The organism is Dapis brunnea BLCC-M229 (assembly GCF_050015995.1).
Taxonomy (GTDB): Bacteria; Cyanobacteriota; Cyanobacteriia; order Cyanobacteriales; family Microcoleaceae; genus Trichodesmium.
In genome coordinates this window covers 48809-62179 of the sequence record NZ_JBNHEP010000050.1, presented here as the reverse complement: position 1 = coordinate 62179, position 13371 = coordinate 48809, and the positions used below count along the sequence as shown (strand labels likewise).

Genomic DNA, 13371 nt, shown 5'->3' with positions numbered 1-13371 from the left:
CAACCCGGTTTCTGCGTAAGTCCTGACTATTTAACTGAACTCGTCAGGAATGATACCTAACTCTCGTAGTTTCGCTACCAAGGGATCGTTTTGTTTTTTGGCCTCGGTAGCTTGTTCAGGACTTACGCAAAGACACTATATATAGTGTATGGCAAATAGAGCGATATAGCTGCCGCTAGGCTCCGCCAACGCTGTAATTTTTAGAGAGCGATCGCTCAGTACCTCTGATTTTATATCTATCTATAAAAACTTAAACAACCGTCATTTTAATTGCAGGATATTTGAGTTCAGATACTAGATATTTAGATAATAATTCATGTTTTAGCTGATAAATAGTTTTTCCTAGAAGATTTGCCATTTTTTTCAAATGATTCCACACCAACATAGCACAAGCAATGTGATTTTTTTGAATTTTTGCCTGACGACATTGGCAAAATTCCAGCCCTGTTAGTTGTTTGATTTCTCTGTGGAATTCTTCTATTTTCCATCTAGTTTGTGACTCAAACTCTACATCATCTGTAGAGGATTGGTTCAAGTCATTAGTAGCAATATATTCCAACGTCCGTATTACTCCCTCCGACCTCTTTTCCGGAGAGGTCTAATATTCTGAAATATAAATTTGCCGCGAAAAATTCTAGATAAATCTACCAATGTGTCTGACAATATCTCGAAACTATAGTCTGGTGGTAGTTCTCCATTCCTTTAGCTACGGTTCCCGAAAAATCTGATTTTTCGGGAACCGTGTGTTATAAGAAACCGGGTTTGTGAGAAGTTCAGTTATACAGCGGAGGATTTAAAACAAACCCGGTTTCTACGCTTTTTTATACCGATACTACCCGATTTGATATTACTCATTTTTAGAGAACTGACTGAAGCATACGTGCTAACAAACGAATTCCATCAGAATTTTTCATATCTTCCCAGGAAGGTGCCCACCCTTCAGATGCGGTTATTAAGGATTCATCAAGTTCTGGGTGAAACTGGGTAGTTAATGCTTTCCGGCCGTTATCCCAATAAATACCGGTTGCTGCAACCTCACATAGCGGATCGCCACTTTGAGTATGTGTTGAAGCTAAAATTTCGACACCAATGGGTGCAGTCATTAGGCTTTGTAGGTCTGGTACCGAGGCGGCTTCAAGGCTATAAGCAGTTATCGCATGGTTAATTTGCTGATAAGCCCAACATACGAAGCGTATTGATTCTTCTGATACTTCGTTGCCATGAAATGCCTGAATGTGCAGATCGTTCTCGTACTGGAGTGCTACATCAATGATGGCATCAAAACGTTTTGCTACTACACGATATGTCTCCGTGATTTCAGTCGGAACATGAGGAATCTCGATATCCCGGTAGGGGTATAACCGTGTATTAGAATGGCTAATTTCTTCATTCTTAGCAACGGCAAACGATTCATCGTTCCAAGATTGGGCAACAGTACCGTAACTCTTTTCCACCTTTAGGCGATTTGCAATCTCGGCAATACGATAACTGACAGCAACAAACGCTGGTTGTTGGGATTTTTCTAGACGACGCACAGATTCACGGATTAATTCTACATGGGCTTGGGCCGTAAGCTGATGAGAGAGACAAATGCCAATGAAAGGCACCTGTTTTAGGAGGAACTCAACAATCAGTTGTGTAGCATCTGAACGAGGAAAGGCTTGTGAAAAAGTCTCTTTTACATGAACATCCGGTTCGCCGCCTTCCAATACTATAAGTTTGGCTAGACTTGTCAGGGCAGCAAAGTGCTTTAGGTCAGAAATACCCTGCTTCCAAGCGGGTACAATAAGGGTAGGTAAACCCAGGATCTGATCGACAATATAGGCCACGTTCTCTGATGCAATGACCCCAACCTTATCGCTGGGTCGTTCGCCAACATGCTCCCAGGGTTCAATAACAACAACACTCTCTGCAATTTCTCCAGGATCGACCATAGAAAGATCGTCCACATGACGACCCCAGGAAGGACTGCGGTGACCGAGAGGATTTGGTGTATTACGCTCAGTGAGAAAAGCATTAATTAAAACTTGACTAGATTTAGTCATATATAGCGCCTCTGATTTGGTTAAGATTTATATTTTACAATATTAAGGCTTACGCAACGACTTTATGGGTAGGATGCCATACTGACTAAAGCTGTAACTTGCAGCAGGGCCAATAATTGAAGGTTTCACCATTGCTTTACTCGGGCAGCTTTTAATATCAAATCCGTTTAATTCGGTATAAAAAAATGTTCCATCTTCAACCATTACCAAATATTTCTCAATCTCCCCATCTCCCGTACGGACGTTGCATGCAACGTCCCTACCCCTACTCACCATCTAATTACACCGATGCTACCGGATTTGATATAACTTGCCCGGTGTTTGTATCATCGGTATGGACTGTATTTGATGGAAGTATAGCAAGCGATCGCGACATAATTATATGTCCAGAACAACTGAATTATAGCACTTCGGAGATTTCTCCACCATATCGGGGTCTCGTATCGTGAGAGCAGCAGTCAATTCGTCGGCTGCGTTAGGCCAGCCCTGTTGTATCAAATCCGGTTGAATACTTATTATATAGTTAGGGGTGGGGAGTGTGGGAAGTATGCGGAGGGTGGGGAGATTGAAGTAATTATAGAGTTATAAACATATACTATATAACCGGATTCTATATTAAGGTGGCAAACCAGACTAGAAAAAACCGAATTTAATTCAAATCTGCTTCCCTTTTGCTTGACAATAAAAAACTTATCGTTCCGAAAATTTTATCTAAATCGGTAATAATAATTCTCAACTTGCTTTTTGTGAATTCATCGGATACTAATTTTCCAAATTGCCATAATTCTGCATCCGTTACTATCCCATACACAGGAAGTTCCTCGACTTTATTTAATTTTTGGGCGAAAGTATGAACAATCCCATGGTTTCCTATAGTCCTCAAGCTGCTAACCGTCAGACTCCGAGTCGGATAAATGAAGTTGTGATAAAATTGAACATTATTTTCTGGAGTAACTTATGAAATCAACCAAATCTTTGCCTTTGAGTTGGGAAGAACTAGAACAACTCGCCACATTTGAGCGAGATACGGTGAACGGACCAACCAATTCCCAAGCCAGATTGCGCCTGTTTGGACAAGCCGAATCAGATGTGCGAGTTACTCTTTATCGCGATCATCATGCTTGGTGTCCTTATTGCCAAAAAGTGTGGCTGTGGTTAGAGGAAAAGCAGATTCCGTACCGTATCGAGAAAGTTACTATGTTCTGTTATGGAACGAAAGAAAAGTGGTATAAGCAAAAGGTGCGATCGGGAATGCTTCCTGCCCTAGAACTTGACGGTCAGTTAATTACAGAAAGTGATGATATCTTATTAGCATTAGAAAACGCATTTGGCCCATTAAATCAGGTAGGAATGGGCGATCGCCGAGCGCTGCCTCTGCGCCAGCTAGAACGCCTACTATTTCGTGGCTGGTGTACTTGGTTGTGCTACCCCACGCGATCGCAAAGGGACGAACAACGCAGTCGAGATCAATTTACCACCATCGTGCCTCAAGTTGAAGCGGCTTTAGCCAGTACTCCAGGACCTTATTTTCTGGAAGAATTTGGTATAGTTGATGTGGTTTTTACTCCCTATGTGGAGCGGATGAATGCCAGCCTTTACTATTACAAGGGCTATTCATTGCGGGAAGAAAATCCCAGGTTCTCTGATTGGTTTGATGCGATGGAAACCCGATCTACCTATCGAGGAACACAAAGCGATTTTCATACCCATGCCCACGATTTACCACCGCAAATGGGCGGATGTTATCCTAACCAAGAATCTCAAACTGAGGTTAATCAAAAACGAGTCGATTGCGGTCCTTGGTTTGGATTACCAGATGTGATGTATCCAGAACCCGAAACGTCTCGAACGGAAGCTCTGCACAGGGTTATAAAACATCGTCATAATATCATTCGCGTTAATCCAGCCGACGATCGCCTTTTTGATGAAGCCTTGCGTTGCGCTCTGACTTACATGATCACAGGAGAACTCTGTCCGCCACCATCTGCTTCCGATCCAGCCCTGCGCTACCTGCGCGATCGTATTAGTGTACCCAGAGATATGTCCATCTATGCCGCCAAACGACTGAGAGAAGCATTAGAAACTACGGCAGCTATATCTGGCGATCGCCAAGGAATACCCATTCCGGTGCGCGACCGACGCGATCAAGATCCAGCTAATTTTACTCAAATTTAACAATATAGTGAGAATTTTCCTCTTCAATCAAAGATTTGAACAGGGGATGAATAACTCCTATTTTATTTTACAGCGGTTTTCATTTTAGTGAACCACAGTAGGGACGTTGCATAACAAAAATGCGTTTCATGTCGCATAGCGAAACGTCCCTACAATATTTTGGTCATGGCGATGTAGTTTATCCATTTGAAAAGGGCTGTATAGCAATGTGCTATTCTGATAAGCATTGCTACCTTTTTTCATCTCCTTCATCTTCCAACTCTAAAACAACATCTTCATAAATAGCATTTAGCGATAACGTGATTCCCAAACTCATTAACTCAATCGTATCACCTTCACTGTAAGGAATGAATCGCCACTCTCCAACAGCATCCCGCCGAAAAATCTCAACCGTTTTGGTTTCAGAACTCACTAAAACATATTCTTGTAGTGTTGAGAGACGACGGTACAGGGCGAACTTACCACCGCGGTCGTAAGCCTCCGTACTCGGAGAAAGCACCTCAATAATGACGCAGGGATAGCGGATGAATTGTCGGGCGGTACGATCGCGCTCATCGCAGCTAATACTAAGGTCTGGATAGGTAAACGGTCCCTCGTCAGTAATGCCCACCTTGGCATCAGAGTTACGCACCTTGCAGCGCCCCCGTAACGGTTCCCGTAACAGGCTTGCCAAATTTAGGGCAATATCTGCATGGGGCAACGTTCCCCCTGCCATTGCAAACACTTCCCCATTAAAATATTCGTAGCGTAGTGGTTGTTGGATTTCCCATTCCAAATATTCCTGTGGTGTTAAGCGGGGGACAACTCTGGCAGTATCTTGCTTCATGGCATATTACCCAAAAAATATGTTTTTATTTTAGTTGATGGAAGAGAAGTTATACAAAGTTTAAAAGTAAAAAATCTCGATTTAATAAGAGTTAAGTAATGATAATTATTTTAATATATCTTCACTCGATCGCGCTTCAGCCTGTGCCTCAACCCGAAATACAATTGACAAACTCATTGCTGTATTCCTGCTCTAGAAAGTGCTTGAGCTTTAATGTCCTCCCAAGAGACCACTGATTGAGGATTAATTTTACGATCCGTGAGACGACGGGATAGTTCTTGTTGCTGTGCCTCTGTGAGCTTTTGATGTTCTGATTCAGCACTGATGGTATCCCATAGGGCTTGAACTAACCAGATGCGATCATCAATACTCAATGCTTTGGCTTGTTGTAGGGCTATCGTTCGCTCCATAACTATACTCCTGCAATAAAAATAGTGTATTATCTAATAATTTGATAATAATTATAATAGATCGCACCTCACCCAATCCACAATCGTTACATAAATATACAAATCAAGGTCAGTGGCGGGTACGAATTGGTAATTTAGGCAATAGATTTTCATCAAAAAGTAATTTCATGGGGATAATGGGGCACTCATAAACCGACGCCCACGATCGGCAGCATAAGCAATGCAGGCTTTTAAATCTTCTCGCGTCAGATCGGGAAAATCGTCCTTGAATTTCTGCTTCAGTCATCTCGGAAGCTAGGTACTCAAGGACTTGATAGACTGTAATACGCAAGCCACGGACACAAGGCTTACCACCACGTTTTTCAGGCTCAATTGTAATGATGTCTCGGTACTTCATAAACTGGGATGAGGGAGAAATGTATACTTAGCATTATATCGAGAACTTTTACTGCCCGCAGACAGAGAAGACTTCTAGAGCTTATCTGCAATGCGATCGCCAAACTGTTCGGTTTAGCACAGGGCTAGACAGGGAAATGTTCAAGGATAAGTTGAATTAGTTGTGGTACGTTTGCTGATACTGTTGGCAAATGTGTTGCAAAGTATATTACATATTAAACTACAATTGCCACAATCTAGATTAATCCTTCTTGTAGCACAAAGATTACAGTGAAGATTACTTTCGCCAACAGTATCTTCGCTATTGTTAACACACCTTACTGCTGTGGCTAGATTGCTTCCGCAAAGGGTTTTGGTGCGTTACGCAGGAACAGAGATTATCTGTTTATTGATAAATTGCTCCCCTGCTAACGCACCCTACTGGACTGACACAGCTGAATTTCCGGCAATAAGCTATTAAAACTCCTTCATTACAACACCTGCTTCATACCATCAAGTATTGACTTTGACATTTCGCGAATCCGTTTCCACTCATCCCTGTTGTCCTCTAAGGGATGGGTGGTACTAAAGCGAGTCAGTAACTTATTAAAGAGTAGTTGCGTTTCGGTTTTATCCCAAGCACTTAGGATCTCAGAACATGTAGTCCGTATATTTTCCCACTCAGATCGGTTATCCCGATCTGGTTCAATTTTAGAGCAAGTTGTAACTAAATTGCGAAAAATTTCATCTTGTGATGCGCCAGTGCTCCTAATCAGTTCCTCTCGTATTGTTTTCCACTCCTCAATATTGTCTACACCAGGTCGAATCTCGAGAAGTAGGTCAACCATTTCCGGCAATCCCAGGAGGCGGGTTGCCAAAGAATACGTCAGGTTGACATGGATATCTTCTATGTCTTTGGGGTTACTTGCAACTATATCCGATTTTACGATTATGCCTGACGCAACGTAACACAAACGATACATTGTTAATTTACTTTTAGGACCTACAGAAAACTTCCTTATTTCGGTTTTCTCCGTAATTTTTTCCTGGAAGTTCTCAGTTGTTTTTGTCAATTCCATGCCAGCCTCTAAATGGATACTGAACTCCATTTTTTTACCAACCTGACCAACTTCCTCCAATTTAAGTGATATACTTGACTCATTCTTAAAGTCAAACACTGCTTTCACGTTGAGAGTTTGCGAGTAAAAATCCTTGGTGTTAATTTTTTCAACTGTTTTGATTTCAGTTGTACGGTCGATGATACCGTTATTGTTACTGTTATCAATATCGAACAATAACTCCCAATAGTACCTTCCCTGCTGCTCAATTTTTTTCTGAGTCATGTTTGGTTGTTACTCCTTAATTTTTACAATCTTTTATCATACACCCCGACGATTTCGAGGAAGAATTTCTGACTTCTTTGACTTATTTTTTTGTTCTAATTTGATTAGAGGTTGAGACAGTATGTCCAGGATAACTGCCTCAAGCAGCATATTATCTAGCACTTGTAGTCCGACACCGAATTTTGGGCGTGCGAGCGTGCAAATACTGGATCATCTGCTGATTGAGTAGCTCCCCTGTAAACTGCCTCTGTAAATAAGACGATTTCGAGGCACAATTTCTTACTTGTTTGACTTATTTTTTTGTTCTAATTTGATTAGAGGTTTAGACAGCATGTCCAGGATAACTCCCTCGAACAGCATATTATCTAGCACTTGTAGTCCGACACCGAATTTGGGCGTGTGATTGTGCAAATACTGGACAATCTGCTTATTGAGTAGCTCCCCTGTAAACTGCTTGTGTAAATAAGACGATTTAGAAGCAGAATTTCTGACTTGTTTGACTTATTTTTTTTGTTCTAATTTGATTAGACGTTTAGACAGCATGTGCAGGATATAGCAATGAGCGCTGGTGTGTTTACATGATACAAATAATTACTAATGTAGTAAATTCAAAGTATTGGTAATATTAGTAGAGCTTTGTATTACACTTGATGATAATAGTAGTATGTAAATATGTGAGCGCTCATTGCTATAACTTCCTCGAACAGCATATTATCTAGCACTTGTTGTCCTACACCGAATTTGGGGGTGTGATTGTGCAAATACTGGCTCATCTGCTGATTGAGTAGCTCCCCGGTGAATTGCTTGTGTAAATAAGACGATTTAGAAGCAGAATTTCTGACTTTTTTGACTTATTTTTTTGTTCTAATTTGATTAGACGTTTAGACAGCATGTCCAGCGCCAAGCTGTTCGGTTTAGGACAGGGCTAGGCAGGGAAACGTTCGCTGAAACAGTCCAATACGTTTAAGTGTTGATAGGCCAACCTCCATTACATGTATATTTAGAAGGACCATCGACATTTGTTACCTCTAAAGCGTTATCCGCATTGGGATTGCGTGTTCCTTTTGCGTTGTATGTCAACTTCATCCCCTTCGTGAAGTTACTTATACGAGGAACTGCAGTCGTTAAAACAACCCAAGTCGCAGTGTTGTTAGTCTTTTGCGTGACTCTAACTTCCTGAACGTTGGCTATATTATCTCTGTTATCGGTTTGGAATACATCTCCACCTTGATGAGTAATCATGATTTTTTTCTCCTAGTCTTTTTTGAAACGATATGCAACTAAAGTTGACAAAGCATAGTGCGATTTTTTTGTTCTAATTTGATTAGAGGTTTAGAGAGCATGTGCAGGATAACTCCCTCCAGCAGGATATTATCTAGCACTTGTGATCCTACACCGAATTTGGGCGTGTGATTGTGTAAATACTGGATCATCTACTTATTGAGTAGCTCCCCTGTAAACTGCTTGTGTAAATAAGACGATTTCGAGGAAGAATTTCTGACTTCTTTGACTTATTTTTTTGTTCTAATTTGATTAGAGGTTGAGACAGTATGTCCAGGATAACTCCCTCGAGCAGCATATTATCTAGCACTTGTGATACTACACGAAATTTCTGCGTGCGATTCTGCAAATACTGGATAATCTACTTATTGAGTAGCTCCCCTGTAAACTGCTTTGGTAAACGTGAACCCAGAGAACAAAGAATATACTTTTTTTTAGTATTGTTCTCTAAGTTATTACCAAGATACTTGCACCAAAAGAAAAATACAACCCCAAAAGTTCATATAAACTTTATATGATTTTTTAGACAACTTCATATAAACTTCATATGATTTTTTAGACAACTTCATATATTTGGATGAAAGATATGACCCCGACTCAGGGGTAGCCAAAAGACCCGATTCTGAACACAACATGAGGACAAACAAGATGATTCAATATAGTATGCTCGTTCAATAGTCTGAGGAGGATCGGCTTTTTTTAGTAACGATTCCAGAGTTTAGCGATCGCGTTGTCATGCCTTGCACTCATGGGAAAAATCGCGGGGAAGCGATTCAGAATGGGGAAGAAGTTATGGATATGTATTTGGAAGCGTGGGAGGTTGAAGGAGAATCGATTCCTCAACCCAGTACGCTGAAAAGTGTTGTCAAGCACTTGCAGACTCTCATTGTGTAGCATTAGCTTTCAGATAAGCCCCTTGCCCCAGATGCTGTAGCTTGGGATAACAACTCCGGTAATGCGCCTCGCTCACAAACAACCACAAAATGCGAGTCCGCCGATTCTGGGGCGGTGCAGGGCAAGGAGCATAACCATCAGTGTAAATAATCAAACCATCATAATCTCGATGTTCCTCCAGATACGCCAAAACCGGGCTAAAATTAGTCCCGCCTCGTCCGGTTAACTGCACTTCCCTCTGGGCGCGACGGAACGTCATCACCTCAGTTGTAATCTCAGCATCAAATTGAATCACATCGATCGCCTGCACGCCATAATTAAAAAAGCGATTCACCACCGAAAACCCCTGCTGTAACTGCTCCGTCCCCATCGAGCCGCTCACATCAATGGCAAAGAGCAAACGAGTAGTAAAGTCACGACGACTGCCCATATAGGCAAACCCATAACGGCGATTCGGTTTCATCCGGGTTAGTCGCCGCTGTTGGCTGAGGATAGACGTGCGAAACTTCCGCAAAACCGCCCGATAGTCCAGCTTGGGGTGCAGATTTGCCAAAATCTGTTCCCGCAACTTGCCCCCAATGCTGCCCCAACTGTCATTAGCTTGCGCCATTCTCACCAGCTCATCCAGGCGATCGCTCAATAATTCATCTCGATCCCACTGGTTAGTATTTTCCACACCGCTAAGGTTGGGATCGGTATACACCGAGAGGAGATTCGAGGGGCGATCGCTAAATCCTGAAGTATTCTCAGTTTCCGCTGCTGATTCGGGTTCAGATTCAGATTGAGCAGATCCAGACGCTCCGGATGTAGCTGAGGTATTACCTTCCCCCGTCCCTGCTCCCAGTGTTCCAGAGACTCCCACATCCGAACTAGGGGGCTGTGAATCAAGCAACTTGTGATAGTAAAACTCGAAAAATTGTCGATCGTAGCTGCTATCGCCAAAGATATCCCGCGCCCGAGGAAATGGCAGCTCGGTTTGCAAATATTCCTGGAGCGTTAAATTGCTGGCAGCATAGCTAATCTTCGAGTGAGCTTGGCGGCGACTGTAGGGGTGTTTCAGAAGAATCCGTAGAGCTTCAAATCGCAGGGCGACTTCCAGGTAGCGATCGCTCAACTGCTCAATAAACTCGGGATTATACTCAATCCGGCCTCGTTGAATGCGAATCGTTTGAATGCGTGGCTCAGAGACTAAAGCGTGGCTAGTCCAGGTAGCCAACAACAGTGGCTCAACCAGCAGCCACTTTTCCACAATCCGAGCAATGCGGTGACGGGCGATCGGTTTCGTTCTCATATCACATTTAACATAGTTATCAAATAGTTTTGGCGACAAAAATCTCTGTGGCGGTCAGTTGCAATTCCGGGAAAGCCAAAGACTTAATCCTCTCGTTTCCGGTAAACAGCGTTACCTCATACTCCCCATCCACCAGTTGGTAAACAGAAAGAGTCGGTTGTTTGGGATTGCCGATAAACCGCCTGCCGCCTAAACCCAGATAATCCACAATCCAGTATTCGGGGATACCCATCAGTTCGTATTCCCCGACTTTCCTCAGATAATCATCTTGCCAGTTTGTACTGACAACCTCTATCGCCAGTTGCACAGAATCTCCCTTGGTAATAATTGATTCTTTTTGCCAACGGGGTTCCTCAGATAGTTGCGCTTTATTGAGAACAATAATATCAGGTTGGTAGCCAGATTCGTCATGGATAGGTTTCAGCAAGCAATCGCCGGGAATGGCCAAAGGCAATTGCGATCGGCGAATTTCAAAATGAAGTTCGCCAGCAATAAAACCGATGACATTAGAATGTTCTCCAGTTCCTAAAGGCATTTTGACAATTGCTCCATTGTGTAGTTCGTATTTATCGGTCGCGTTTTCCGGATACCAGTCAACAAATTGATCGAATGATAGGGGGGTGGTTAGAGTCGTAATCATAGTTATTCAGTATGAGAGATTAAGACAAGAAAGGGATTTTTTGGTTTACACCTCGATCGCCAAAAAGAGGTCTAACTCAGAAATAACCAGTTTTCAACCGCAGGTTGGCAATCTGTTGTTGATTAGACTTCTCCAGAAAAGATGATGAAACCCTTGGTCTTAAAGGCTCACAATGGTTATTTTTGGAGAGGTCTATTGATTTATTATACTATTTATCAAGCCAATCGAACGAATTTATAAAGAATTCTCTTGCATTATTGTTAATACAAATCCCATGACTAATTATTATTCTTTGGAAATCCCACTCACATATTTTTTTAAATGACTCAGTTGCTAGCTTCTTGTTTCTTATACAGAGCCTTAAATCTTTAGGTACACCTCCATTAGGAGCTAGAACACCATTGAGACCTTTAACCATTTTCCAAAACCAATTGTTTTTTGATGGATCGTGGTTTTGAATCAAGTCAGTTACTATAAGTGTTTTTGATTTTTTATGAAAAAAAATCATCTCTGTTAAAATGTTACTTCCTTCGAAATAAATCTGATCGATTTCATCTTCCCAGAAAGATTCAGGTTTTTCTCTGAGTATTCCATAAAACTCTAAATTTGGTAACTTCTTGGGCAAACCTGGAGCCACCCATATTTTTGAATCCGGAAAGTGGTTGAACCAGTCTTTCACAAATAAATGATGAAGGCTGTTTGGTGCAATGATGTGGGACACTCGCCCAAGCTTTTTGACAGCATTAATACGACCTTCATCGATCGCAACTGTAGAATGCAACCAAAGATCGCCATTTTTTTGACGAATAATAGTCATTCTTGTCTGAAAAGGGATTGTAAACATAGTTACCGAATCCCCATCTAGGCACCAAATATTCTCATCAATTTGTAAGAGGCTCATTTACTTTACTGAGTAGTATAACGTCATAACAATTATAGCGAGGAGCAGAAGTCCCTCTCCGGTGGGAGAAGAATTTAGGGAGAGGGCTTTTCCAGTTCAAACCTCGATCGCCTCCAAATACTCCGACAAGAAATCAATCAGCTCTATCGATTCAGCGACAAAGCCCATCGCATCCCTAAATTTGGGGCCTTGAACCAGTGAGGAAAAATGGGCGATCGCCTCCTGTTGTTTGGCCTTACGGAGATACTGGAGATATTTCAAAAGATTTTTGCGGGCATTATCCGCTTTTGCTTCGGGGCAATGTCCGGCATTGAGCCAGAGCAAGACCCGTTCGTTCAAACTGGCAAAATCCTGAATCTCCAAGTCTTTAAGCTGTTTGGAATGCTTAGAATATTGCAACAGAAGTTGCTCTGGACTCAGACCCCTTTGGGTAGCCAGGCTTTGGCGAAAGGCCACGCTAGCCCGACTCCCCACCATACCAGCAATCAGTTTGAAGTGAATCTCCTCCAGCTCTCTATGGTGGCGAAGAAAATCCGCGACTTTGACCCAAGCCCGGCGATCGGGGGTTTTGATCAGGCCGGCGGTGGCGATCGCTGCATCCGCATCGGGGTTGTCACCATCAAGATACTCCGGATGCTGTTGGATAAATATCAGCACCCGCGAATCTATATCTTGTCCGGAAGCCCAGAGCAGCCAATCTTCCACTGTCGGCACAAACTCGTAGAGATTGAACCGCGAAACGAGAGCCGGATCGAGTTCCGTCAGTTGATATTCTTCCCCCGCATTGACCGCAGCAATGACAATACTGCCAGGGGGTAGGGGTTTACCAGCCAAAGTTTTGTTGAGGGTCAGGTCTTGAACTGCCTGCAAAATTTCCGGGCGGGCCCGGTTAAGCTCGTCTAGGAAGAGTACCACCGGGCGATCGGGGGCAGGCCACCAGTAGGGAGGTAAAAAAACCGAACGGCCCGTTGTTTCATCTTTATGCAACAAGCCAATCAAATCTCCAGGATCGCTCATTTGTCCCAAAAAGAATGGGATTACGGGCAGTTTCTGGCGCTGACCGTAGAAATGGCTAATAATTTCTGATTTGCCAATACCATGTTTGCCCACCAGGAGGATATTTTGCTCCGGTGGGGTTAGTTCCAGAACTTGATAGAGTTCGCGGGCATCAATACGGATCATTTTCTTTT

12 protein-coding genes and 2 pseudogenes are annotated in these 13371 nt (G+C 42.6%); 3 read left to right on the top strand and 11 right to left on the bottom strand.

What is annotated here, in order from left to right:
- Window positions 1-250: 250 nt before the first annotated feature.
- Together ACP6PM_RS05630 and ACP6PM_RS05625 are read right to left on the bottom strand one after the other, a co-directional pair.
- Window positions 251-556: pseudogene (locus ACP6PM_RS05630) on the bottom strand (IS701-like element ISPlag1 family transposase); the annotation flags it as partial.
- A gap of 301 nt (window positions 557-857) precedes the next feature.
- Window positions 858-2045, bottom strand: a complete 1188-nt coding sequence (locus ACP6PM_RS05625) for a glutamine amidotransferase-related protein (protein WP_426582615.1) — start codon at window positions 2043-2045, stop codon at window positions 858-860.
- Window positions 2046-2230: 185 nt separating this feature from the next.
- Here ACP6PM_RS05625 and ACP6PM_RS05620 point away from each other — a divergent pair, with 185 nt between their 5' ends.
- Both ACP6PM_RS05620 and ACP6PM_RS05615 read left to right on the top strand, forming a co-directional pair.
- The gene (locus tag ACP6PM_RS05620; protein WP_426582613.1) at window positions 2231-2494 is read left to right on the top strand and encodes a hypothetical protein; all 264 of its coding nucleotides are present in this window, start codon (window positions 2231-2233) and stop codon (window positions 2492-2494) included.
- A 508-nt stretch (window positions 2495-3002) separates the two neighbouring features.
- Window positions 3003-4220, top strand: a complete 1218-nt coding sequence (locus ACP6PM_RS05615; RefSeq protein ID WP_426582611.1) for a glutathione S-transferase family protein — start codon at window positions 3003-3005, stop codon at window positions 4218-4220.
- A gap of 229 nt (window positions 4221-4449) precedes the next feature.
- On the opposite strand, the gene ACP6PM_RS05610 is transcribed toward ACP6PM_RS05615, so the two are convergent.
- From ACP6PM_RS05610 to ACP6PM_RS05590, 5 genes and pseudogenes are all read right to left on the bottom strand, one after another.
- Window positions 4450-5046, bottom strand: coding sequence for a Uma2 family endonuclease (locus ACP6PM_RS05610; protein ID WP_426582609.1), 597 nt, complete (start codon window positions 5044-5046; stop codon window positions 4450-4452).
- Window positions 5047-5219: 173 nt separating this feature from the next.
- Window positions 5220-5456 carry an addiction module protein gene (locus ACP6PM_RS05605; protein WP_426582607.1) on the bottom strand — a complete coding sequence of 79 codons (237 nt, stop codon included), beginning with the start codon at window positions 5454-5456 and terminating at the stop codon, window positions 5220-5222.
- Between the two features lie 165 nt (window positions 5457-5621).
- Window positions 5622-5853 (bottom strand): annotated as a pseudogene (locus ACP6PM_RS05600) (DUF433 domain-containing protein).
- 469 nt (window positions 5854-6322) lie between these two features.
- Window positions 6323-7174, bottom strand: coding sequence for a hypothetical protein (locus tag ACP6PM_RS05595; protein WP_426582606.1), 852 nt, complete (start codon window positions 7172-7174; stop codon window positions 6323-6325).
- Window positions 7175-8137: 963 nt separating this feature from the next.
- Window positions 8138-8416 carry a hypothetical protein gene (locus ACP6PM_RS05590; protein WP_426582604.1) on the bottom strand — a complete coding sequence of 93 codons (279 nt, stop codon included), beginning with the start codon at window positions 8414-8416 and terminating at the stop codon, window positions 8138-8140.
- A 747-nt stretch (window positions 8417-9163) separates the two neighbouring features.
- Between ACP6PM_RS05590 and ACP6PM_RS05585 the strand changes: the two genes are divergently transcribed.
- Window positions 9164-9349 carry a type II toxin-antitoxin system HicB family antitoxin gene (locus ACP6PM_RS05585; protein ID WP_426582691.1) on the top strand — a complete coding sequence of 62 codons (186 nt, stop codon included), beginning with the start codon at window positions 9164-9166 and terminating at the stop codon, window positions 9347-9349.
- Here ACP6PM_RS05585 and ACP6PM_RS05580 read toward each other — a convergent pair.
- The 4 genes from ACP6PM_RS05580 to ACP6PM_RS05565 form a co-directional block, all read right to left on the bottom strand.
- Window positions 9339-10568: a DUF2201 family putative metallopeptidase gene (locus tag ACP6PM_RS05580; RefSeq protein ID WP_426582602.1), complete on the bottom strand. Its 1230-nt coding sequence runs from the start codon at window positions 10566-10568 to the stop codon at window positions 9339-9341. The genes ACP6PM_RS05585 and ACP6PM_RS05580 overlap by 11 nt on opposite strands.
- A 91-nt stretch (window positions 10569-10659) precedes the next feature.
- Window positions 10660-11280 (bottom strand): Uma2 family endonuclease, encoded by a 621-nt coding sequence (locus ACP6PM_RS05575; protein WP_426582600.1) that lies wholly within the window; start codon window positions 11278-11280, stop codon window positions 10660-10662.
- Between the two features lie 208 nt (window positions 11281-11488).
- The gene (locus ACP6PM_RS05570) at window positions 11489-12181 is read right to left on the bottom strand and encodes a DUF4336 domain-containing protein (protein ID WP_426582598.1); all 693 of its coding nucleotides are present in this window, start codon (window positions 12179-12181) and stop codon (window positions 11489-11491) included.
- A gap of 96 nt (window positions 12182-12277) precedes the next feature.
- A complete protein-coding gene (locus ACP6PM_RS05565) occupies window positions 12278-13363 on the bottom strand; it encodes an AAA family ATPase (RefSeq protein WP_426582597.1) in 1086 nt (361 codons plus the stop codon).
- Window positions 13364-13371: the final 8 nt, after the last annotated feature.